Consider the following 22,148-nt stretch of genomic DNA (forward strand, 5'->3'; position numbering starts at 1 on the left):
ACACCCCTCCGTCAGCGCCCCGATATAGGGTGGGCGCTGCCACCTCCCCTTGCAGGGGAGGATTTGGACATTACGCCGGCTGGCGCAGTTCTTCCACCAGCCGCGGCACATCGGCCAGTGCGCGCAGGGCGTCGTTGAGGTGGGTGCAGCCTTCCGGCCCGCGCAGCATCTCCAGCACGTCCTCGCGCACCTGGCCTAGGTTGCGCCCGACGAGTCGCGCGACGTTGTGGACGGCGCCGGGGCACTCGCGGAACGGCAGAATGCGCGCTTCGGGGGTGAGACTCAGCACTTCCAGCGTCTCGGCATCGACGGTCGCGCCAAGATTGTATTCGTGGATAGCGACGCGGCCGCCTTCGCGCAGCTTGGCGCTGTCCTGAAAGGCGGAGGCGATGCGGATCAGGTTGCCGTCTCGCGTCACGTCGATGCGGCGGGCGCGGCGGAAGCCGGGGCCTTCGCATTCGAAGAATTCGTGCCAGCCTTCGGGATCGGCGGAGTTGCGCAAGTGCCCGGCGTCCGCATCGGCGACGTTTTCCAGCGACGCGCCGCCAGTGACGCCGCTGTTGCCGTCCTGAAGCCCCCAGCAGACATTGGCGCGCTGGGCCAGCACCGGATTATCGTCATTGCCGCCAAGCCGCTTGCGGATCAGTTCCATCCGCTCGGGAAACCACTGCCCCCATGCGAAGGAGGAGACGAGCGCGGTGCCGGAAAGATCGTCGAGCACGAGGTAGAGCGGATCGGCCTGCGCGATCAGGTCTGGCATGATTTCGCGCAAGGCCATGCGCAGATGTCCGCCGGCACGGGCGCCGACGAGCTGATCGATGCAGGCCGGGGCCGGATCGGCGGCGATCTCGGTGATCGTCTTGTCCTCGGTCATCCGCAGCGAGAATTCGCCCATGGCCAGTGTGCGGCCACTGCCGTCGGGCCCGGTCAGATAGTCGCGCGCGCGGCCGACGAAGAGGCGCTGGCCGTCCACGCCATCGGGCCAGGCGACATCGATGCTGGAGGTGCGGCGCAGCGAGTTCACGGCGCGCACCGGGGCCGGATTGGCCGTCTGGCGCGGGGGCGGCGGGTAATGAACCGTCATGGTGGCATCCTGCGATTTTGTTTTTCGCCGATCAGCCTGACACCTTCACCAGCAGCTTGCCTAGATGGTTGTTGCCAGAAAACACCCCGGCGAAGGCTTCGGGCGCTGCCTCCAGCCCCTCGACCACCGACTCGGGGCAGCGGATGCGCCCCTCGGCAATCCAGTCGGCGATGTCGTCCAGCGCCTGCTGGCCGCCGACGAGAAAGCCGCCGAAACCCTTTATCTCCAGCCCCTTGGACATGATCGAGCGGAAGAAACCGGGCAGACGGTCCGGCCCCGGACCTTCCATGCCCATCCCGTAATAGGCGATGAAGCCGCAGACCGGCATACGGGCGCCGCGCTTGAGATGGGGCAGCACGGCCAGCATCACATCGCCGCCGACATTGTCGATGAAGACATCCGCGCCTTCGGGCAGGGCCTTGGCCAGTTGCTCGGCAAAGTCCGACGCCTTGTAGTCTGCGGCGGCATCGAAGCCGAGGTCGATCAGCCCCCGGCACTTGTCCGGCCCGCCGGCGATGCCGATCACGCGGGCGCCGCGAATCTTCGCGATCTGCCCGGCAAGGCTGCCCACCGCGCCGGCTGCGGCCGAGATCACCACCGTCTCGCCCGCCGCAACGCGGCCGATGCCGATCACGCAGGCATGGGCGGTCTGCCCCGGCATTCCCAGCGCTCCGAGTGCGGTCGAGACTGGTGCCGTTGCAGGATCGAGCTTCCGTGGCGGCCCGCGCCAATCGGCCTTGTCCGGCGCGACGAGGGCATATTCGCGCCAGCCGGTGCGGTCCTCCACCACATCCCCCACCGCATAGCCGGGGTGGTTGGAGGCGGCGACTTCGCTCACCGTCGGCCCATACATCACCTCTCCGGGATGGACCTGGGTCACGCCGGACAGGCGCTTTTCGTCGATGGCGAAGCGGATCAGCGGATCGAGGCCGAGCCACAGCGTTCGCAGCAGTATCTCCCCCTCGCCCGGTTCGGGGATCGGGGCCTGCTCCACGCGGAAGTCGGCGGGTTTCGGATTGCCCACGGCATAGCGCGCCAGCACCACCTGCTTCATGGTGCCGCTCACCGCAGCTTCACCGTCACGGCCGACATGCCGCGATGGTCGAGGCCCCGGTATTCCGGCTTCGGCTTGGCGGGATCGAGCGTCATGTTCGGGAAGCGGTCGAGCAATCCGTTGATCGCCACCACCATCTCCTGCCGGGCGACATCCATGCCCAGGCAGCGATGCGGGCCGAAGCCGAAGCCCATGTGATGCTCCTTGCGGCGGAAGATGTCGTATTCTTCCGGCTTGTCGAAAACCGCCGGATCGTGGTTGGCGGCGCCGAGGCACAAGTGGATGCGGGTGCCGGCGGGGACCTTCACGCCCTCCATCTCGGTATCCTCCATGCAAAGGCGCATGAACACCGGATCGGTGGCGCGCCAGCGCAGGCCCTCTTCCACCGCAAGGTCGATCAGGCTGCGGTCTTCTTTGCAAGCTTCCCAGAAGTGGCGGTGAGTCATCAGCGCATCGATGGTGATGCCCAGTTGCCGCCATGTCGTGCCACCGCCCGCAAAGATGGCGAGCTTGCAGTAGCCGAACAGTTCATCCTCGGTGAGCGGGCGCTTGGTGCCGTCCTCATGGGTGATCTCGCAGGCGATCAGGCCGGCGATCAGGTTGTCGCCGGGCTCGCGCTGGTTCTCCGCGATCAGGCGGCGCAGCGTGCCGTCGACCCAGGCGCGCGCCTCGGCCGCTTCCTCGGGCGGCAGGTTGCGTGAGCCGAATGTGGCGCGGTTGAGCTGGTAGCGGAACTCGATCACGTCCTCGCCTTCCAGCCCGATGGCGCGGGTGACGGTGGCCATCGGCAGACGCGCGCAGAGGTCGGTGTTGAGGTCGGTCGTCTCGCGGTCCTTGATCTGGTCGAGCAGGACGTCCACCGTCTCCTCGATCCAGCGCTTGTTCCACCAGTCCAGCACCTTGGGCCGTTTGAACAATGGCTGCGCGGCGGAGCGCAGGCGCTTGTGCGGCTTGCCGACCATCGAGAGGATGGTGGTGCCGATCGTGCGCACCCCGGCGCTCTCGTTATAGCCCTCCGACGAATAGAGCTGGTTCTCGCGGAAGCCGATCTCGCAGGCGCGGTAGGAGAAAAACGTCATGTTTTCTCGCGGCGGGCCGAGCATGTCGACCATTTCCGGCACGCCCAGCAGTTCGCGCAGGGTGCCCTTGTGAACTGCGCCCGTCTCGCGAAGACGGTTCATGTCTTCGGTATAGTCGCGCCGCGGGTCGACGCCGGAATTGGCCTCCACCTTGTCGACATCGAACATCTCCGCATAGCGCGGATTGTCCGACAGCAGCGATGCGAGCGCGTTGGAGCGGGAATCGTTACCCGAATAGGGACAGGTTGCCATGGTCAGCCTCCTACCTTGCGACCGGCCGAGAGCCCCCCGTCCACGGGAAGGTTCACGCCGGTAATGTTGTTGGCGAGATCGGAACAGAGGAACAGTGCCGCCGAAGCGGTGTCGCGCGGGTCGATGGCACGGCCCAGCGGATGCGCGCGGCCCATGCCTTCCAGAATGCGGTCGCGATGCTCGCTGTCGGGGTCCATCCCGGCATAGTGGGTGAGCATGCCGGCCGGGCAGACCGCATTCACGCGGATGCCCTTGTCCGCCACTTCGATGGCGAGCGCGCGGGTAAGCTGCACCACCGCGCCCTTGGTGGCGCCATAGAACACGCCGCCGTAACCGATCAGCCCGGCGACCGAGGCGGTGGAGACGATGGCCCCGCCCTCTCCCTGCTTCTCGAACTGCCGGATCGCCGACTGGCACCCGTGGATCACGCCCATCACGTTGACCTCAGCCACGCGGCGCATGTCCTCGCCCTCGCATTCCACCAGCGTGCGCAAGCCTTTGCCCGGGATCGGGCTGATGGTGACGCCGGCATTGTTGTAGATGCAGTCCAGCCGCCCGAACGCCTCCACGCCCGCCGCCACCGCGCCATCGACCGAGGCGGGATCGGAAACGTCGCACGCGGCGGCGATGGCCTCTCCCCCTTCGGCGCGGACCATGGCCGCCGTCGCTGCCGCATTGTCTGCGTTCACATCCGCCGCGATCACCTTCGCGCCGTGTTCGGCAAAGAGCAGACAGGCGGCGCGGCCGACGCCCGATCCGGCCCCGGTAATCAGTGCGACTTTGCCTTCAAGCAGTCCTTGCATCCCGGTCCCTCCTTACCCGCCAATATTAAGCGTGGTCATGATCTGGAATTCGCGCAGGCCCTCGACGCCGCGCTCGCGGCCAAGGCCGCTCATCTTGATGCCGCCGCCGCTGGCATGGCTGGAAGCGAGCGCGCCGTTGACGTTCACCGCACCGCTGCGGATCTTCAGCCCCACTTCCAGCGCCTTGACCTTGTCCTTGCCGTGGACCCAGCCGGACAGGCCGAAGCGGCTGTCATTGGCCATTTCCACCGCGTGATCGAGGTCGCGGTAGCCGATCACCGAGACCACCGGCCCGAAGATCTCCTCCTGCGCGGCGGGATTGGCATTGTCGGGCAGGTCGAGCACGGTGGGCTCGAAGAAATAGCCCTTCTCCAGCCCATCGGGCCGCTTGCCGCCACAGACCACGCGGCCTCCCCCGGCGACGGCAGCGGCAACGAAGTGCTCGCACCGCGCGCGCTGGGCAGCGCTGACCACGGGGCCAAGCTGGGTCGCCGGATCGTCGGCCGGGCCGATCTTCACACCGGAGAGCAATTTCGCCATCGCCTCCAGCACCTGCGCCTTGCTCTCCTGCGGCACGAAGACGCGGGTGCCCAGCACGCAGCCCTGCCCGGCGTGCGCGGTACAGACGCTCATCGCCGCCATGGCCGCGCGGTCCACCGAGTCCGGCAGGTAGATCTGCGCCGACTTGCCGCCGAGTTCGAGCACCAGCCGCTTCAGCGTCACCGCCGCCTGCTTGGCCACCTCCACGCCCACGGTGGAGGAGCCGGTGAAGCTCACCATGTCCACGCGGGGGTCGCTGGTCAGCGCCTGCGCGCCTTCCACGCCCGCCTCGATCACCAGGTTGAACACGCCCTTCGGCAGCCCGGCTTCCTCGGCCGCCTCGGCAAAGACCAGCGCGGACAGCGGCGTCAGCGGATTGGGCCGCAGGATCACCGTATTGCCCGCCACCAGCGCCGGCACGACTTTCCAGAGCGCGGTATAGAAAGGCACGTTGTAGGCCGAAATCGCCGTCACCACCCCGATCGGCGACCAGCGCCTGACGCTCTGCACCGTGAAATAGGGATTCACCCGCTCGTGCAGCGGCAGCGGATTGTCCTCGATCTCCGGCAGGCGCAGGGCCATCTCCACGATCTCGCGCCCCATGCGCAGGGGGGAGGCGACTTGCGCGCCCATCACCGTGGAAGACACCGGGCAGCCCGCCTCGCGCACGGCCAGATCCTTCAACCGATCCGCACGGGCGGCCATGGCATCGGCGAAGCACAGCATCGCCGCGCCGCGTTCCTTCATGGTCAGCCCCGACCATGCGCCCGAATCGAAAGCGCGCCGGGCGCTGGCGATCGCCTGCTCTACCTGTTCGATGGAAAGCCCGGTGACCCGCGCGACCAGACTCTCGTCGGACGGATCTAGCACGTCGAACATCGTGCCCTGCCCGGCAACGAACGCGCCGTCGATGAAGCCTGCGTGATCCAGCGGCTCTCTCCCAGATAATTCGTATTTGTGAATTTCTTTTCGCAAAACAGACTATCGAAGCAAATGGGGCGCGTCAATCGCGAGGGCGCTGGCTGGAACCGGAGTGCCCGCTGGCGGTTGCCTCGCTATCCGGGCCCACCTATCTCTCGGGCCTATCTCCACGGCAGCCAGCGCTGCCGCCCGCGAAACCAGCGAGGACCCGCACACCATGGCTTTCACCGATTTCCTCCGTCAGCAGTGCTACATCGACGGCCAGTGGTGCGATGCCGATAGCGGGGCCTCGTTCGAAGTGACCGACCCCGGCAGCGGCGCGGTGCTGGGCACGGTGCCGAAGATGGGCGCGGACGAAACCAATCGCGCCATCGACGCCGCCGAGCGCGCGCTTCCCGCATGGCGCGCCAAGACTGCCGGCGAACGCTCGAAACTGATGCGCAAGCTGTTCGACCTGATGATCGCGCATCAGGACGATCTGGGCGAACTGCTCACCCGCGAACAGGGCAAGCCGCTGGCCGAAGGGCGCGGCGAAATCGCCTATGGCGCCAGCTTCATCGAATGGTTCGCCGAAGAGGCCAAGCGCGCTTATGGCGACACCATTCCCGGCCATGCCGCCGACCGTCGCATCGTCGTCATCAAGCAGGGCGTCGGCGTCGTCGCCGCCATCACGCCCTGGAACTTCCCCAATGCGATGATCACCCGCAAGCTGGGCCCGGCGCTGGCGGCGGGCTGCACGATCGTCATCAAGCCGGCTTCGGCCACGCCTTATTCCGCGCTCGCCATCGCGCATCTTTGCGAGCTGGCTGGCATTCCGGCGGGCGTCGTCAATGTCGTGACCGGCAGCGCCGGGCAGATCGGCTCCGCGCTGACCGCCAGCCCCAAGGTCGCCAAGCTGACTTTCACCGGCTCCACCGAGATCGGCCGCGATCTGCTGCGCGAATGTGCGGAGACGATCAAGAAGACCTCGATGGAACTGGGCGGCAATGCGCCGTTCCTCGTGTTCGACGATGCCGATGTCGATGCCGCGATCGACGGCGCGATGATCTCCAAGTTCCGCAACGGCGGCCAGACTTGCGTGTGCACCAACCGCTTCTACGTGCAGGACGGCGTCTATGACGAGTTCGTGGAGAAGCTGGCCAAGCGCGTCTCGGCCATGAAAGTCGGCTACGGCATGGACGCGGGCACCGAAGTCGGCCCGCTGATCGACGAGAAAGCAGTCGAAAAGGTGGAGGAGCATCTTGAAGACGCCATCGCCGGCGGCGCGCGGGTGCTGGCGGGCGGCCAGCGCAACGAGCGCGGCGGCTCGTTCTTCAACCCCACCGTGGTTGCCGGCGTGAAGCCGGACATGAAGCTGGCGAAGGAAGAGACTTTCGGGCCGCTCGCCGGCGTGATCCGCTTCACCGACGAGGCCGATGCCATCCGCATGGCCAACGATACCGAGTTTGGCCTGGCCAGCTACTTCTACGCCCGCGACATCAGCCGCGTCTGGCGCGTGGCCGAGGCGCTGGAGGCGGGCATGGTGGGCATCAACACCGGGCTGATCTCCACCGAAGTGGCGCCGTTCGGCGGCGTCAAGCAGTCGGGTCTCGGGCGTGAGGGGTCGCACTACGGCCTCGATGACTACATGGAGGTGAAGTACCTCTGCATGGGCATCAAGCCGGCGGCCTGATCCGCCGGCGAGACGCATCCACCCGGCACGTCCACGCGACTTCCCAAAATACGCTCGTCGTCCCCGCGAAGGCGGGGATCCCGCTTGTTCTTTGGGCACGCAGAGACGCAGAGGGACGGTGAACTACTGCGCAGCCTCTCTGCGCCTCCGCGCCTCCGCGCCTCCGCGCCTCCGCGTGAATCAAAAAGCGGGGCCCCCGCCTTCGCGGGGGCGACGAATGCGGGTTTGGACAAGCCAGCGTCCACCCGGACCCCGACGCAATCACCCCCTCAACGACGCCACTGCGAAGTTTTGAACGGCCGTTCAAACTTGCTCTTCCCGTCAAGGCCCATTTCCGTTTAGCCCTATTCCCCAACGAGGCGCGCCATGCGCCGCATGGGAGAATGCAATGTCCTACAAGGTTGCCATCGTCACCGGCGCCGCCGCCGGCATCGGCGCGGCCTGCGCGAAGCGGCTGGCGAAGGAAGGGGTGGCCGTGGGCGTGCTCGACCTCGATGCCGAGCGCTGCGCCGATACCGTCCAGGCCATTCGCGACGGCGGCGGCACCGCCATCGCACTGGGCGCCGACGTGTCCAACCGCGACTCCGTGAAGGCCGCCGTGGAGCGGGTGCGTGAGGAACTGGGCCCGGTCTCGATCCTGGTCAACAACGCCGGCGTCACCGACTTCACCCCGTTCGAGGAACTGACCGACGATCGCTGGGACTTCATCTATGCCGTCAACGTGCGCGGCCTGTTCATCATGACGCAGGTATGCCTGCCCGACATGAAGAACGCGGGCTGGGGCCGCATCGTCAACATCTCGTCCTCCAGCGCGCAGACCGGCGCGGTGAACATGATCCCCTATTCGTCCTCGAAGGGCGCGGTGGTGACCATGACCCGTTCGATGGCGCAGGAATTCGGCCCTTACGGCATCACCGTGAACAATATCCCGCCGGGTTCGGTGATGGGTACGATCATGTCCGAAGCCAACCGCGAGCGCTTCCAGATCCCCACCGAAGTGCTGCTGCAGACCATCCCGGTCCGCCGCATGGGCGAGCCCGACGACATCGCCAACGCCTGCGCGTGGCTCTGCGACGAGCGCAGCCAATACGTCACCGGCCAGACCATCGGCGTGAACGGCGGGCGTGTGGTAACCTGATCCATCGGGTTGGTTCAGGCCAACCCGAATAGAGCGACGCCAAGACACCCTGATCCGTCATCCCCGCGAAGGCGGGGATCCCGCTTCTTTCGCGCGCTCTCGCCAGAAAAGCGGGGCCCCCGCCTTCGCGGGGGCGACGAGGAAGAGAACGGCACTATTCGGCGCCCCCCGTGCAGCACCTTGCCTTCAAAACACACAAAAAGGGCCGACGGATCACTCCGCCGGCCCTTCCTTCACATGGGGTGTGAACTTGTGTGGCCTCAGGCCTTCGCAGCCTTGTCAGCCTCGTAGCGCTCGATCGCTTCGATCACGATCTGGCGGGCTTCGTCAGCGCCGCCCCAGGTGCCGACGCGCACCCACTTCTCGGCCTCAAGGTCCTTGTAGTGCGTGAAGAAGTGCTCGATCTGGCTGAACACGATCGGGGGCAGATCGCCCTTTTCCTGCACGTCCGAATAGTACGGGAAGGTCTTGTCGTCAGGCACGCAGACCAGCTTTTCGTCGCCGCCGTGCTCGTCTTCCAGGTTCAGCACCGCGATCGGGCGCACGCGCACGACCGAGCCCGGCACGAACGGCGAACGGGCAACGACCAGCGCGTCCAGCGGGTCACCGTCGGGCGAAAGGGTGTGCGGCACGAAGCCATAGTTGGCGGGGTAGCGCATCGGCGTGTGCAGAATGCGGTCCACGAAGAGCGCGCCCGAATCCTTGTCGAATTCGTACTTTACAGGCTCACCACCAACGGGAACCTCGATGATGACGTTCAGGCTCTCCGGCGGGTTCTTGCCGACAGGGATCATGTCGATGCGCATGTTGGTCCTTTTCAACGGGCACGATTTGAGCGGCGCTACTGACAGTGCGCCGCCTTGAACTTTGACGGCGGGGCTTAGCGGCACGGTTAAACCACCGCAACCGCCTTCTCGCACTTGCGGTGCAAGGATCGCGTGCCCGTCGCTCAAACGAAACGGGGCCGGGCTGAAAAGCCCGACCCCGTTCCCGATACGCTTAGTTCCGCCTTTTACTTGGTACGCGGTGCCAGCAGGCGATCGAGCCCGTTGACCTTGCCCGGCGTGGTGCTTTCCAGCCAGGGCCAGCGCAACCCGCCGTGATAGTCGATGGAGACGGTGGTGAAGGCATCGCCGCGCTTCACCAACAGGCTGATCGGGGCCTGGGCAGATTTCGCCGCCGTAATCGCATCCTTGATCGTATCGGCGCTGTAGGCGGTGCCGTTGACCGCAACCACCTTCACCCCGCCGACAAGGCCGGCGTTGTAACCAAGGCTGTCCCACACCGTGGACGTAACGGTACCCTCGTTATCGAGCGACACGCCCAGCGAATAGCTGAGATCCAGCGACTTGCGCGAATCGCCCACGCCCTTCTCATAGGCGTTCTGCGTGTCCTTCCAGACCAGCTTGTAGCCGGCCATCTCGATGCCCTTCACGGGCGCCGGCTGGTTGGTGGCGTAGATGCGGGTCTTCAGGAACGTGGCCCAGTCATAGGGATAGACGCCGTTCAGCGTCTTCACCACTTCGTCGAAGTCGTAAGTCAGTTCTCCCCAGTCGCCATCGCGCACGCCGAAGAAGGCCTTGGCGAAATCGTCGAGGCCCTTGGCGCCCTTGGTGCCCTGGCGGATGATCTGGTCCGCTTCCAGCCAGGTCAGCGCGCCTTCGACGTAGTAGTCCTCGGTACGGGTGATCGAGGTATAGGGCAGCGGGCGGCGCATGGCGAGGATCGGCGCGTGGGTGGTGTCTTCCACCGAACGCCAGCCTCGGCCCGGCGTCGCTTCCGAATAGCGAGCAACCGCGCCGGCCAGCGTGTCGAGGATCGTCTGCTTGGTCTGCACGCCCGAACGCGCGGCCAGGATATAGCCCCAGAACTGCGTCTGGCCTTCGTAGACCCACAGCAGCGTGTTCTGCATCGGCTGCTGGAAGTCCGGCGTCCACAAGTCGGCCGGACGGCGGTACTTGCCGTTCCAACTATGCGTGAACTCGTGCGGGATCACGTTGCGATCCCAGTCCATCTTGTCCCACTCGGTCCAGACCTTGGGCTCCATTTGGTTCTCGCTCGAACGGTGGTGTTCGAGGCCGATGCCGCCCATGCGGTCGGTCAGCGCCAGCAGGAAGTTGTAGTGATCGAAGTGGCGCGCGCCGAAAGTGAACAGCGCCTGCGAGACGAGGCTGCGATACTTCGCCATGTTGTCCGGCGCGATGCCCAGCAGCTTGGGCGCATCGGCGACGACATCCATGCTGACGCCGTGGCCAAGGTCCCAGCTCTGCGCGTACTTGCCCGCGAAGATCGGCGAATCGACAAGGCGTTCGTAGTCGATCGGGCTCCACGTCACCGTGTCGCCCTGCTGCGCCTTGCCGTCCAGCGCGGTGTAGACGGTCCAGCCTGCCGGGAACTTCACGGTCGGCTTGAAGGTGATGCCGCGGGTGTAATAGCCGGCGGGATAGAGGCTCATCTTCTCCCACTGCAGGTTCAGCATTTCCTGCGTCATGGTGATGCGGCCTTCCTTGGCCTGCACCGGAGACGTGTGGACCAGCTTTACCGTCACCATCTGCGTGCCGGCCGGCAGGTCGAGATGGAAGGCGTTCACGGCCACGGTGTCACGCTGCCACGTGATTTCCTTGCCATCGGCGAAGAAGTGAATGTCCGCCAGCAACGCGGCCGGGCCGGTGGGCGAGTGGTTGCCGGGCAGCCAGCTCGGCTGGATCAGCGTCAGCTTCGTGGTGCCGGGGGCGACCGGAACCTGCTGCGTCACCCTGTAGACGCCGCGCACCGTATCGCTGGCATCGATATCGAGCGCGATGGTGCCGGCATAGGGCTTGTCCTGCGCGGCGGGCAGCGGATCGGGCAGCACAGGCGCCATCGGGGCGCTGCGCTGGGCAGAATCCTGCGCAAGCGCCGGCGTGGAAACGGAAAGAAGGGCGAGGAGCGTGACGACCGCGTTACGATATTTCATTTCGGCATTCTTTGCGGCTGTTGCGGGATTTGGCAACCATCCAATTCGCCCCTGCATTGCGGACCAGTCGGCTGGGTAATTTTCGGTCCTCCCCGGCACGGGGAGGGGGACCGCGCGAAGGGTGGTGGAGGGGATTCTCCGCTAAGCACCAACCTCGCGTGAGGACGCCGATCCCCTCCGTCAGCGCTGCGCCCTGCCACCTCCCCGGTCCGGGGAGGACCTGACGTGCCCACTTTCCCCGCCGCCGCAATCCGGCTAAGCGCGCGCGTTATGAGCACGACAGAGAGCAAAGCACCTCAGGGCAAGACGCCTCAGGCGATCCGCGGAACCCAGGACATCTTCGGAACCGACGCCGAGGCTTTCGCGCATGTCGTCGACACGTTCGAGCGCATCCGCAAGCTCTACCGTTTCCGCCGCGCCGAAATGCCGGTCTTTGAAAAGACCGAAGTGTTCTCGCGCTCGATCGGCGAGACGACCGATGTCGTCTCCAAGGAAATGTACTCGTTCGAGGATCGCGGCGGCGAATCGCTGACCCTGCGCCCCGAATTCACCGCCGGCATCGCCCGCGCCTACCTGACCAATGGCTGGAAGCAGTTCGCCCCGGTCAAGATCGCCACGCACGGCCCGCTGTTCCGTTACGAGCGCCCGCAGAAGGGGCGCTATCGCCAGTTCCACCAGATCGACGCCGAGCTGATCGGCTCGCCCGAACCGATCGCCGACGTCGAACTGCTGGTCATGGCCGATCAGCTGCTGAAGGAACTGGGTATTTCGGACGGCGTGACGCTGCAGCTGAATACGCTGGGCGATGCCGAAAGCCGCGACGCCTGGCGCGCCGCGCTGATCGAATACTTCCGCGCCCACAAGGCCGAGCTTTCGGAAGATTCGCAGGATCGCCTTGAGCGCAATCCGCTGCGCATCCTCGATTCCAAGGACCCGCGCGATAAGGTCTTCGTCGGCGATGCTCCGAAGATCGACGAGTTTCTCTCGGCCGAGGCGCAGGACTTCTTCGGCGCGGTGACGGCGGGCCTCGATGCCGACGGCGTCGCCTATGAACGCGCGCCTTCGCTGGTGCGCGGGCTCGACTACTATCGCCACACCGCCTTCGAATTCGTCACCACCCGGCTCGGCGCGCAGGGCACCGTGCTGGGCGGCGGCCGTTATGACGGCCTGATGGAAAGCCTTGGCGGCCCCGCCACCCCGGCCGTCGGTTGGGCAGCCGGGATCGAGCGTCTGGCGATGCTCGTCGCCGATGCCGGTACGCTTTCGGAAGCCCCGTTGACCGTGGTTCTCGCGGTCGAGGACGATGCCGCGCTGGCCTATGCCCAGAAGGTCATCACCGCGCTGCGTTTCCAGGGCCTCGATGCCGAGATGGTCGCCACCGGATCGGCGCGCAAGCGCTTCGACAAGGCGGTGAAGATGGGCGCCAAGGTGCTCGTCTCCTTCGGCACCAAGGATGGCGCCCCCGTGGCGAACCTGCGCGCGGCCGAGCCGACCGCCGAATACCTCGCGGTCGAGCAGGTTCTCCAGTCGGTCCATCCGTGATTTCGTCTCGTCCTCCCTCTCCGCCTGTCACAAACACCCTCGTCGCCCCCGCGAAGGCGGGGGCCCCGCTTTCTTCGCGCCCCGCCTCAAGAACAAGCGGGATCCCCGCCTTCGCGGGGATGACGGGTGAGGTGTTTGCGGCAAAGATCGTTTGGGGGACCACCTGATGTCCATCTCCGGCGCCCGCCTTGCCCAGATAGCCGCGCGTTTCGCGGAGCTTGAGGCGCGCCTGGCTTCGGGCACGCTGGAAGGCGACGCCTTCGTCACCGCCAGTCGCGACTATGCGGAGCTGGAACCGGTGGCGCGCGTCGCTGCCGAAGTCGTGTCGATGCGCGGCGAACTGGAGATGCTCCAGACACTGGAAGACCCCGATCCGGACATGCGCGCGCTGGCCGAGGAGGAAGTGCTTCGCCTCAAGGCCGAATTGCCCGAGGCCGAACGCCAGCTTTCCATCGCCATGCTGCCGCGTGACGCAGCGGACGTGCGACCAGCCATGCTGGAAATCCGCGCCGGCACCGGGGGCGACGAAGCCGCGCTGTTCGCCGCCGACCTCTATCGCATGTACGAACGCTACGCCGCCGAGCAGGGCTGGCGGGTCGAGATGATCAGCGTCAACGCCAACGATCTTGGCGGCTTCAAGGAAGTGGTCGCCAACGTCGCCGGCGCGGGCGTCTTCGCCAAACTGAAGTTCGAAAGCGGCGTCCACCGCGTGCAGCGCGTGCCGGTGACCGAATCGGGCGGGCGCATTCACACTTCGGCGGCGACCGTCGCGGTGCTGCCGGAGCCCAGCGAAGTCGATGTGCAGATCGAGGACAAGGACCTCAAGATCGACATCTTCCGCGCATCGGGCGCGGGCGGCCAGCACGTCAACACCACCGATTCGGCGGTACGCATCACCCACTTGCCCACCAATCTGGTGGTGATCTGCCAGGACGAGCGCAGCCAGCACAAGAACAAGGCCAAGGCCATGCAGGTCCTGCGCGCACGCCTCTATGAGAAGATGCGCGAGGAGGCCCACGGCGCCGAGGCCGAGGCGCGCAAGGCCATGGTCGGCTCCGGCGACCGGTCTGAGCGCATCCGCACCTACAATTTCCCGCAGGGCCGCGTGACCGATCACCGCATCAACCTGACGCTGCACCGCTTGCCCGAGATTCTCGAAGGTCCGGGGCTTGCCGAAATGGTCGACGCGCTGATCGCCGAGGACGAGGCCAAGCGCCTTGCCGCCATGGATGCCTGATCAGGTCGGCCTCGCGCCCGGCCCTTCGACAAGCTCAGGGCGAGCGGATTCAGGAATTCCTCGTTGCTGCTTGGCCCGCCCCGCATTCTCCGCTCATCCTGAGCCTGTCGAAGGATGACCGAGCCGGCTCCCGCCGTTGGCGAGGCAATCCGCGCGGCGGCGGAACACCTCGCCGCGACCAGTGACACCGCAAGGCTTGATGCCGAAGTGCTGATGGCCCATGCGCTGGGCTGCTCGCGCTCTTCCATGTTGCTCTCGCGGATGCGCGATCCCGCGCCCGAAGGCTTCGCGGCGCTGGTGGCGCGGCGGATGGAACACGAACCGGTTGCCTATATCACCGGCACGCAGGAATTTTTCGGCCTACCTTTCGCGGTCGGCCCCGATGTGCTGATCCCGCGCGGCGATTCCGAAGTGCTGGTGGAAGCCGCCCTCGCCGCCCGGCCCGATGCCCGCACCGTACTGGACTGCGGCACCGGATCGGGCGCGCTGCTGCTGGCGGTGCTGGCCAATCTGCCTGACGCGACAGGCGTGGGCATCGACAGTTCGCCCGGCGCGCGGACCGTGGCCGCCGCCAATACCGAAGCACTGGGCCTAACCGCCCGTGCCCGCATCGCTGCGGCCGACTGGCACGCCCCCGGCTGGGACCGGGACCTTGGCGGGCCCTTCGATCTGATCCTGGCCAACCCGCCCTATGTGGAGACCACCGTGGCGCTGGACCGTTCGGTCGCCGCCTATGAACCCGCCAGCGCGCTCTATTCGGGTGAAGACGGGCTGGACGACTACAAGATTCTGGTGCCGCAACTGCCCCGCCTGCTGTCCGCTCATGGAGTCGCGCTGGTCGAAATCGGGTACCGGCAGGCCGATCCGGTCGCCGCGATCGGGCGGGAAGTCGGGCTTTCCAGTCGGTTGCATCACGACCTTGGAAATCGTCCGCGCGTGCTGGAGTTTTCAACAGCTGCGTAAGATTCCGCTTGGAATTCGGCTCGGGAATGCCTAAGGATTAGGTCGAAGCGGTACATGGATGGAATTTCCCATGCGGACGCTTCGCCTCCATCATTTGCATGACAGTCGCGGCAGTTAGTCTGCACGGCACGGCGAAGGTGGAAGTCACGGCACGCGGGGGCGCTCCGTGATCTCATGTGACGTACGGCAAATCGGCCCGATGGGATCCGGCTGATACCCTGGGTTTTGAGGAAAATATCCTTGAATAATAATCGTGGTAACAACCGTCGGCGTGGCCGCGGTAACAATCGCCAACAGGGCGGCCAGCAGACCAACCGTATCGACAGCAGGGCTCGCGGCAACGCGCCGCAGCTGCTGGAGAAGTACAAGAAGCTGGCGCACGACGCGCACCTCAATGGTGATCGCGTAACGGAGGAGTATTACCTTCAGTTCGCGGATCACTATTTCCGTGTGATCGCCGACCAGAAGCAGCGTCAGGACGATGCCCGCCAGCCGCGTCGCGACGACCGTTCGCCCGATTATTCGGACGATTACGGCGACGATTATGGCGATTACGAGGCGGCTCCCGAGCGTGCCCAGCAGCAGGAGCGCCAGCCCCGCGACGACCGTCCGGCTCGCGAGGACCGCCAGCCCCGGGAAGACCGGCAGCAACGCGAGGAGCGCCAGCCGCGTCAGGACCGTTACGAGCGTCAGGAACGCGCGCCGCGCCATGAGGCGCCCGCCGACGAGCAGGTCGAATCCGCACAGGGCGACGGCGAGAGCGAGCGTTCGGTCTATGAACCGGTCGACAATCCCTTCGTCCGTGACGTTCGCAGCGCCAGCCGCGGCCTGAAACAGCGCAAGCCCCGCCGCGACCGGCGCGAGGACGGCGAAGCAGGGGAAGCCAACGGCAACGTCGCAGCCCCCGAAGCGTCGGAGGCTCCGGCCGGACTGGAAGCCTCGCTGCCGCCGGCGATCACTCCCAAGCCTGCCAGAAAAGCGGCCCCCAAGGCTGCCGAGGAAGCCCCGGTGGACGAAGCTGCGGCAGAGGAAAAGCCCCGCCGCCGCCGCACCCGCAAGGCCCCGCCTGCGGACGAGGCCGGTGACAGCACGCTGGAAGCCGTGAACTCCTGAGTTCCGCCGCCTCGGCACACCGAATGGCCCGCGTTCCCACCCGGAACGCGGGCCATTTCGATTCAGGGGACGCTAAAGCGCTGCTCCCTTTGCCGAAGTTGGGGCCAGCACCGCCTTCGGGCGTCACCATGGCATGACCTCCGCCCTTCCCGCTTGCGTCGCGCCTCAGAGCCTTACATAGCCTCGCCGGTGGAATTCTCTCGCCGCGAGGCTCAGCCGTGACATCCGAACAGGCCCTGCCCGGCCGTACTTCCCGCGCCATCCCGTTTCTTTCCGGCCCTTTCCTCTCGCGGCATCCGCGTCTGATAACCGGGCTGGCGGCGATCCTGGCTGGCGCCATGGCCGCCTGTGGCTTCCAGCCGCTGTCGCTCTGGCCGCTGACATTGCTGGGCATCGCCTGGCTGATCGAACTGATGGTCCGGGCGCCCCGCTGGCGACGGGCTTTCCTGGTCGGCTGGTGCTTCGGCCTTGGTCACTTCACGCTGGGCAACAACTGGATCGCCACGGCCTTCACCTATCAGGCCAACATGCCGGCATGGCTGGGCATGATCGCGGTGCTACTGCTCTCGCTTTACCTCGCGGTCTATCCCGCATTGGCGACACTGGGCGGCTGGCTGGTGCAGCGGATCGATCGCGGCAAACGCGGGCCCGGCGCCTACGCAGTGACCGCCATCGCGTTCGCGGCGTGCTGGATCGTCGCCGAATGGCTGCGCGCCTGGGTCTTCACCGGCTTTGCCTGGAACCCGCTGGGCGTTGCCCTGCTGGGCGGGTTCGAGACGCGGGGACTGGCGATGGCCGCCCCGTGGACCGGCACCTATGGCCTATCCGGCCTGCTGGTGCTGCTGGCAGCGCTCCCCGGCCTGCTCGTCCGCCTGGCCGGAGGCACGCGCGGCGCCTTGCGCTGGGCATGGGCCCTGCCCGCCATCGCGATCTATATCGCCCTCGGCGCACTGATGACGCTGCCTGACCGCTGGGCGGACCGGTCGGAAGGCGCAGTGCGCTTCACGCTGATCCAGCCGGACATCCGACAGGAATTCATCGACGATCCGCGCAATTTCGAACCGAACTTCGTCAAGATGGCACGGCTCTCGCTCCCCAGCCGGCCCGGTGAAAAGCGCATGGTTTTCTGGCCGGAATCGGGCCTGGGCGACTATGTGCGCGACGGCTATCCGCCCTATCTCTACCGTATCTACACCTACGCCGCCGATCCGGTGCTGTCCCGCCGCCGCATCGGCCGCGTGATCGGCCCCTATGGCCTGTTGCTGACCGGCGCGGTCGACCTTGTCATGAAGGATGATGAGGAAGTGGCGGCGCGCAATTCGGTTTCGGCCATCGATGGCGACGGCAACCTCATCGCCTCCTACTCCAAGGCCCATCTGGTTCCCTATGGCGAATATCTGGCGCTGCGCTGGCTGCTGGAGCCACTGGGCGCCACTCGGCTGGTTCCCGGCGCGCTGGACTTCTGGCCCGGCCCCGGCGCGCGCACCATCGACTTCGGCGATTGGGGCAAGGCCGGCGTGCAGATCTGTTACGAAATCGTCTTCAGCGGCGAAGTCGTCGATCCCCGCGTGCGGCCCGACTACATCTTCAACCCTTCGAACGACGGCTGGTTCGGCGCCTGGGGCCCGCCCCAGCATCTCGCACAGGCCCGCCTGCGCGCGATCGAGGAGGGCCTGCCGGTCATGCGCTCCACCACCACCGGCATCAGCGCGGTGGTCGATGCCGACGGCATCGTGCGCTCCTTCGTCCCCCGGCATGAGGCCGGGCGCCTGGACGGCCTGATCCCCCCCGCCCACCAGGCCACGCTGTTTGCCCGCTGGGGCAACCGCTTGCCGCTGGCGCTTGCCGCAGTTCTGTTGGTGATTGCGGTTTCGGGCATTGCACTCCGGCGCCGGGGAGGGTAGACGCAGAGGGACATAAAGATTTCTTTATATGTGGTGTCCAGATGCGCAATAGCTACGTCTTTACTTCCGAGAGCGTTTCCGAGGGTCATCCCGACAAGGTTTCGGACCAGATTTCCGACGCGATCGTCGACCTTTTCCTGTCGAAAGACCCCGAGGCGCGCGTTGCGTGCGAAACGCTCACCACCACCCAGCGCGTCGTGCTGGCCGGCGAAGTGCGCGGCAAGGGCATGATCGACACTGCCGGCCACTGGGAAGACGGTGCGCAGGAAGAGATCCAGACCGTCGTTCGCGAAACCGTGAAGCGCATCGGCTATGAACAGGCCGGCTTCCACTGGCAGGACCTGGTCTTCGAGAACCACCTGCACCCGCAGAGCGCGGACATCGCGCAGGGCGTGGATTCGACCGGTAACAAGGACGAAGGCGCCGGCGACCAGGGCATCATGTTCGGTTTCGCCTGCGACGAAACGCCGGACCTCATGCCGGCCACACTCGACTACAGCCACAAGATCCTTGAGCGCCTTGCCGCCGACCGTCACTCGGGCGCCGCGCCGTTCCTGGAGCCCGACGCCAAGAGCCAGGTCACGCTGCGCTTCGAAAACGGCGTGCCGGTGGAAGCGACCGCCGTCGTCGTCTCGACCCAGCACAAGCCGGGCTACCACGAAGGTGCCAAGGACGCCGAACTCAAAGCCTACGTGAAGAAGGTCGTGGCCGAAATCCTGCCCGCCGGCTTCGTCACCGAAGAGACCGCGTTCCACATCAACCCGACCGGCAAGTTCGAGATCGGCGGCCCTGACGGCGACGCCGGCCTGACCGGCCGCAAGATCATCGTCGACACCTACGGCGGTGCTTCGCCCCACGGCGGCGGTGCATTCTCGGGCAAGGATCCGACCAAGGTCGACCGTTCGGCCGCCTATGTCACCCGCTACCTCGCCAAGAACGTGGTTGCAGCTGGCCTTGCCAAGCGCTGCACCATTCAGGTGGCCTATGCCATCGGCGTGTCGGAACCGCTTTCGCTCTATGTCGACACCCACGGCACCAGTGCCCATTCGGACTCCGATCTGGAAGTGGCGATCGCCAAGGTCGCGGCCGACACGCTAGGCGGCCTGACCCCGCGCGGCATCCGCACCGGCCTGGGCCTCAACAAGCCGATCTACGGCCCGACTGCCGCTTACGGCCACTTCGGCCGCAAGCCCGAGGGCGACCTGTTCCCCTGGGAACGCACCGATCTGGTCGACGCTCTCAAGGCTTCGCTCGCCTGAGCGAACGCCACGGCGTGAAGAATTGAAGGGGCGGGGCCGCAAGGTCTCGCCCTTTTCATTTGCCCGCCGTTTCGTTTTGCAAACGATCGATCCGGCCTGACCGGAATCGCGCTTCAAACCGTCACCGTGAACGACTATAGAAGCGCCATGTCATCCGTACGTCCCTGGCGCGATATCGAGCGCCGCAAGAGCCGCCAGATCATGGTCGGCAATGTCCCCGTCGGCGGCGATGCACCGATCACGGTGCAAACCATGACCAACACACTCACGTCCGACGCCAAGGCGACGATCGACCAGATCCGCCGCTGCGAGGATGCCGGGGCGGACCTGATTCGCGTCTCCTGCCCCGATGTCGAAAGCACTGCGGCCATGCGGGAGATCGTGCGGGCCGCACGGGTGCCGCTGATCGCGGACATCCATTTCCACTATAAGCGCGCGCTTGAGGCGGCCGACGCCGGCGCCGCCTGCCTGCGCATCAATCCAGGCAACATCGGCTCTTCCGACCGCGTCGCCGAAGTCGTTCGCGCCGCCAAGGCCAATGGCTGCGCGATCCGCATCGGCGTCAATGCCGGCAGCCTGGAAAAGGACCTACTGGAAAAGTACGGAGAGCCCTGCCCCGAAGCGCTGGTCGAATCCGCGCTGGATCATATCAAGCTGCTGCAGGACCACGATTTCCACGAATACAAGGTGGCCGTGAAGGCCAGCGACGTGTTCCTGGCCGTCGCCGCCTATCAGGGCTTGGCGGATGCCGTGGACTGCCCGCTGCATCTGGGCATTACCGAAGCGGGCGGGTTGATCGGCGGCACCGTCAAGTCCTCGATCGGCATGGGCATGCTGCTCTGGTCCGGCATCGGTGACACCCTGCGCGTCTCGCTTTCGGCCGAGCCGGAAGAGGAAGTGCGCGTCGGGTTCGAGATGCTGAAGGCGCTTGGCCTGCGTACGCGCGGCGTGCGCGTCGTTTCCTGCCCCAGCTGTGCGCGTCAGGGCTTCGACGTGATCCGCACGGTGGAGGCACTGGAAGACCGCCTGCAGCACATCAAGACGCCGCTCTCGCTCTCCGTGCTCGGCTGCGTCGTCAACGGGCCGGGTGAAGCGCGGGAGACCGACATCGGCCTGACCGGTGGCGGCAACGGCAAGCACATGGTCTACCTTTCGGGCGTGACCGACCATGTCGTCCAGTCGGAAGACATGCTGGACCACATCGTCAAGCTGGTGGAAGCCAAAGCGGCCGAGATCGAGGCGGCCAATGCGGCCGAAGCGGAGGCACAGGCGGCCGAATGAGCCGGCTGAAGCGCGAACTCGCGCGCGTCGGGCTGACGCTGCGCGATTCGCTGTACCTCTGGCGGATCGCGCCACTGGTTCCGCTGATCGCGGTGCTGCCCGAATTCGCCCAGCATGCGGTGGAAATCCGGCTGGGCATGTTCGCCAGCCATGAGGCGTTCTCCAGCCTTGCACTCGATCCGCTGCGCATGGAGTTCGGCGTGATCAAGATCGCCGCGCTGGTCATCGCCGTGCTGGCCGGGGCGCGGTTCTGGGCCAACCGTTCGGCCGGCCTGCGCGGCTGGAGCCTTGCCGGGATCGCCTGGAAACAGGTCCTGCTCGGGCTCGGCGTGCAGATCGTCGCCTCGCTCCCCGCTTTGCTCGATTGGAGAGCGGCTCCGGTAGTGCAAGCGACATTGAGCCTCGTCCTGACGCTCGCCAGCCTGCCGGGGCTGGTGCTGATGGTCGGCGGCCTGCTCGGCGACCGTGAGACCGGGCTCCTCGCGATCTACCGCAGCGGCTGGACCAAGGCGCTGCGTATCGTGCTGCATATTGGCCCCGTGTGGTTCCTGCTGCAGACGCTGCACCGGGCCGATCATATCGCCGCGATGGAGCGTCCGCAGTGGCTGATCTGGGGCCTCATGGCCTGGGACGCGCTGGTGGTGGGGCAGATGGCCGCGCTGGCCGCAACCGGGCTGCATCACGGCTATGCCGCCGATGAAGAACCCGACGGGGCGGGTTTTACGCCCGCTTAAGCCTTCGCGGCCTATCCTTTGCCCCATGGACAAGGGGCTTCTGATTCCGGCGATCATCGCCATCGGCATTGCGGTGTTGACCGCGCCCGGCCACAAGGCCAACCAAGGCACAGACAAGGCGGCCGCGGCGGCGGCTCCGCATCGGAAGGCCGCGACGGCCGCCTGGTTCGCTGGCAATACGGAATTGACGCGCGCGGGCGACGGACATTTCTATGCCGACGCCACAGTGGAGCAGCACAGCACGCACTTTCTTGTCGATACCGGCGCATCGATGGTGGCGCTGACCGGACCGGACGCACGCGCCATTGGGCTGGATTGGAATGACAGCGATGTGATGCCGATCGGCCAGGGCGCTTCGGGTCCGGTATACGGCGTGCCGATCAGGCTGGAGCGGATCGAACTGGGCGGAATGGAAGTCCACGACGTGCGCGCCGCGATCGTGCCCGAAGGGCTGGACGTTTCGCTACTGGGCCAATCGTTCCTGTCGCGCGTGGGCAGCGTCCGTATCGAGGGCGAGCGAATGATGCTGGGAGCAACCGCCAACTAGGCTGAAAATGCGGCCGATTGGCTACCGGCGCCCGAAGCGCCGTCTGCAGGCTTGCGGCCTAGACGCCCA

General features: G+C 66.2%; 18 protein-coding genes. 11 read left to right on the forward strand and 7 right to left on the reverse strand.

Going from position 1 to position 22,148, the window contains the following annotated elements; genetic code table 11:
• Positions 1-70 precede the first annotated feature (70 nt).
• Genes ACZ1JC_RS09705 through ACZ1JC_RS09725 form a run of 5 tightly spaced genes read right to left on the reverse strand, consistent with a single transcriptional unit; the run spans position 71 to position 5,787 of the window.
• On the reverse strand, positions 71-1,084 hold the full coding sequence (locus ACZ1JC_RS09705; RefSeq protein WP_465137055.1) for a DUF2889 domain-containing protein: 1,014 nt from the start codon (positions 1,082-1,084) through the stop codon (positions 71-73).
• 31 nt (positions 1,085-1,115) lie between these two features.
• The gene (locus ACZ1JC_RS09710) at positions 1,116-2,150 is read right to left on the reverse strand and encodes an NADP-dependent oxidoreductase (RefSeq protein ID WP_465137054.1); all 1,035 of its coding nucleotides are present in this window, start codon (positions 2,148-2,150) and stop codon (positions 1,116-1,118) included.
• Entirely contained in the window at positions 2,147-3,469 is a 1,323-nt protein-coding gene (locus ACZ1JC_RS09715; protein WP_465137053.1) for a cytochrome P450, read from the reverse strand. The genes ACZ1JC_RS09710 and ACZ1JC_RS09715 overlap by 4 nt, the downstream gene beginning before the upstream one ends.
• Before the next feature lie 2 nt (positions 3,470-3,471).
• Positions 3,472-4,272: an SDR family NAD(P)-dependent oxidoreductase gene (locus tag ACZ1JC_RS09720; protein WP_465137052.1), complete on the reverse strand. Its 801-nt coding sequence runs from the start codon at positions 4,270-4,272 to the stop codon at positions 3,472-3,474.
• 12 nt (positions 4,273-4,284) lie between these two features.
• A complete protein-coding gene (locus ACZ1JC_RS09725; RefSeq protein ID WP_465148414.1) occupies positions 4,285-5,787 on the reverse strand; it encodes an aldehyde dehydrogenase family protein in 1,503 nt (500 codons plus the stop codon).
• 163 nt (positions 5,788-5,950) lie between these two features.
• Between ACZ1JC_RS09725 and ACZ1JC_RS09730 the strand changes: the two genes are divergently transcribed.
• Positions 5,951-7,405, forward strand: coding sequence for an NAD-dependent succinate-semialdehyde dehydrogenase (locus ACZ1JC_RS09730; RefSeq protein ID WP_465137050.1), 1,455 nt, complete (start codon positions 5,951-5,953; stop codon positions 7,403-7,405).
• A gap of 388 nt (positions 7,406-7,793) precedes the next feature.
• Positions 7,794-8,543, forward strand: a complete 750-nt coding sequence (locus ACZ1JC_RS09735; RefSeq protein ID WP_465137049.1) for an SDR family NAD(P)-dependent oxidoreductase — start codon at positions 7,794-7,796, stop codon at positions 8,541-8,543.
• 260 nt (positions 8,544-8,803) lie between these two features.
• On the opposite strand, the gene ppa is transcribed toward ACZ1JC_RS09735, so the two are convergent.
• Both ppa and ACZ1JC_RS09745 read right to left on the reverse strand, forming a co-directional pair.
• On the reverse strand, positions 8,804-9,349 hold the full coding sequence (gene ppa, locus ACZ1JC_RS09740) for an inorganic diphosphatase (protein ID WP_465137048.1): 546 nt from the start codon (positions 9,347-9,349) through the stop codon (positions 8,804-8,806).
• Between the two features lie 206 nt (positions 9,350-9,555).
• A complete protein-coding gene (locus ACZ1JC_RS09745; RefSeq protein WP_465137047.1) occupies positions 9,556-11,499 on the reverse strand; it encodes a M61 family metallopeptidase in 1,944 nt (647 codons plus the stop codon).
• Between the two features lie 270 nt (positions 11,500-11,769).
• Here ACZ1JC_RS09745 and hisS point away from each other — a divergent pair, with 270 nt between their 5' ends.
• The 9 genes from hisS (at position 11,770) to ACZ1JC_RS09790 (ending at position 22,079) form a co-directional block, all read left to right on the forward strand.
• Positions 11,770-13,041, forward strand: coding sequence for a histidine--tRNA ligase (hisS, locus tag ACZ1JC_RS09750; protein ID WP_465137046.1), 1,272 nt, complete (start codon positions 11,770-11,772; stop codon positions 13,039-13,041).
• Positions 13,042-13,207: 166 nt separating this feature from the next.
• Entirely contained in the window at positions 13,208-14,278 is a 1,071-nt protein-coding gene (gene prfA / locus ACZ1JC_RS09755) for a peptide chain release factor 1 (RefSeq protein WP_465137045.1), read from the forward strand.
• Between the two features lie 114 nt (positions 14,279-14,392).
• Positions 14,393-15,241 (forward strand): peptide chain release factor N(5)-glutamine methyltransferase, encoded by an 849-nt coding sequence (gene prmC, locus ACZ1JC_RS09760; RefSeq protein ID WP_465137044.1) that lies wholly within the window; start codon positions 14,393-14,395, stop codon positions 15,239-15,241.
• Between the two features lie 240 nt (positions 15,242-15,481).
• Positions 15,482-16,354 (forward strand): DUF4167 domain-containing protein, encoded by an 873-nt coding sequence (locus ACZ1JC_RS09765; protein WP_465137043.1) that lies wholly within the window; start codon positions 15,482-15,484, stop codon positions 16,352-16,354.
• A gap of 338 nt (positions 16,355-16,692) precedes the next feature.
• On the forward strand, positions 16,693-18,258 hold the full coding sequence (lnt, locus tag ACZ1JC_RS09770; RefSeq protein ID WP_465138634.1) for an apolipoprotein N-acyltransferase: 1,566 nt from the start codon (positions 16,693-16,695) through the stop codon (positions 18,256-18,258).
• Between the two features lie 41 nt (positions 18,259-18,299).
• Positions 18,300-19,517, forward strand: a complete 1,218-nt coding sequence (gene metK / locus ACZ1JC_RS09775; RefSeq protein WP_465137042.1) for a methionine adenosyltransferase — start codon at positions 18,300-18,302, stop codon at positions 19,515-19,517.
• Positions 19,518-19,664: 147 nt separating this feature from the next.
• Positions 19,665-20,798: a flavodoxin-dependent (E)-4-hydroxy-3-methylbut-2-enyl-diphosphate synthase gene (gene ispG, locus ACZ1JC_RS09780; RefSeq protein WP_465137041.1), complete on the forward strand. Its 1,134-nt coding sequence runs from the start codon at positions 19,665-19,667 to the stop codon at positions 20,796-20,798.
• Positions 20,795-21,532: a hypothetical protein gene (locus ACZ1JC_RS09785; protein ID WP_465137040.1), complete on the forward strand. Its 738-nt coding sequence runs from the start codon at positions 20,795-20,797 to the stop codon at positions 21,530-21,532. Before ispG ends, ACZ1JC_RS09785 begins: the two co-directional genes overlap by 4 nt.
• Before the next feature lie 25 nt (positions 21,533-21,557).
• A complete protein-coding gene (locus ACZ1JC_RS09790) occupies positions 21,558-22,079 on the forward strand; it encodes a retropepsin-like aspartic protease family protein (protein ID WP_465137039.1) in 522 nt (173 codons plus the stop codon).
• Positions 22,080-22,148 lie beyond the last annotated feature (69 nt).

The organism is Sphingomonas sp. BL-S-28 (genome assembly GCF_055521515.1).

What these genes read in the sequence shown, in the direction of transcription:
- ACZ1JC_RS09705 (WP_465137055.1), bottom strand. Translation starts at nt 1,084, where the DNA reads ATGACGGTTCATTACCCGCCGCCCCCGCGCCAGACGGCCAATCCGGCC.
- ACZ1JC_RS09715 (WP_465137053.1), bottom strand. Translation starts at nt 3,469, where the DNA reads ATGGCAACCTGTCCCTATTCGGGTAACGATTCCCGCTCCAACGCGCTC.
- ACZ1JC_RS09720 (WP_465137052.1), bottom strand. Translation starts at nt 4,272, where the DNA reads ATGCAAGGACTGCTTGAAGGCAAAGTCGCACTGATTACCGGGGCCGGA.
- ACZ1JC_RS09730 (WP_465137050.1), top strand. Translation starts at nt 5,951, where the DNA reads ATGGCTTTCACCGATTTCCTCCGTCAGCAGTGCTACATCGACGGCCAG.
- ACZ1JC_RS09735 (WP_465137049.1), top strand. Translation starts at nt 7,794, where the DNA reads ATGTCCTACAAGGTTGCCATCGTCACCGGCGCCGCCGCCGGCATCGGC.
- ppa (WP_465137048.1), bottom strand. Translation starts at nt 9,349, where the DNA reads ATGCGCATCGACATGATCCCTGTCGGCAAGAACCCGCCGGAGAGCCTG.
- ACZ1JC_RS09745 (WP_465137047.1), bottom strand. Translation starts at nt 11,499, where the DNA reads ATGAAATATCGTAACGCGGTCGTCACGCTCCTCGCCCTTCTTTCCGTT.
- hisS (WP_465137046.1), top strand. Translation starts at nt 11,770, where the DNA reads ATGAGCACGACAGAGAGCAAAGCACCTCAGGGCAAGACGCCTCAGGCG.
- prfA (WP_465137045.1), top strand. Translation starts at nt 13,208, where the DNA reads ATGTCCATCTCCGGCGCCCGCCTTGCCCAGATAGCCGCGCGTTTCGCG.
- prmC (WP_465137044.1), top strand. Translation starts at nt 14,393, where the DNA reads ATGACCGAGCCGGCTCCCGCCGTTGGCGAGGCAATCCGCGCGGCGGCG.
- lnt (WP_465138634.1), top strand. Translation starts at nt 16,693, where the DNA reads ATGGCCGCCTGTGGCTTCCAGCCGCTGTCGCTCTGGCCGCTGACATTG.
- metK (WP_465137042.1), top strand. Translation starts at nt 18,300, where the DNA reads ATGCGCAATAGCTACGTCTTTACTTCCGAGAGCGTTTCCGAGGGTCAT.
- ispG (WP_465137041.1), top strand. Translation starts at nt 19,665, where the DNA reads ATGTCATCCGTACGTCCCTGGCGCGATATCGAGCGCCGCAAGAGCCGC.
- ACZ1JC_RS09785 (WP_465137040.1), top strand. Translation starts at nt 20,795, where the DNA reads ATGAGCCGGCTGAAGCGCGAACTCGCGCGCGTCGGGCTGACGCTGCGC.
- ACZ1JC_RS09790 (WP_465137039.1), top strand. Translation starts at nt 21,558, where the DNA reads ATGGACAAGGGGCTTCTGATTCCGGCGATCATCGCCATCGGCATTGCG.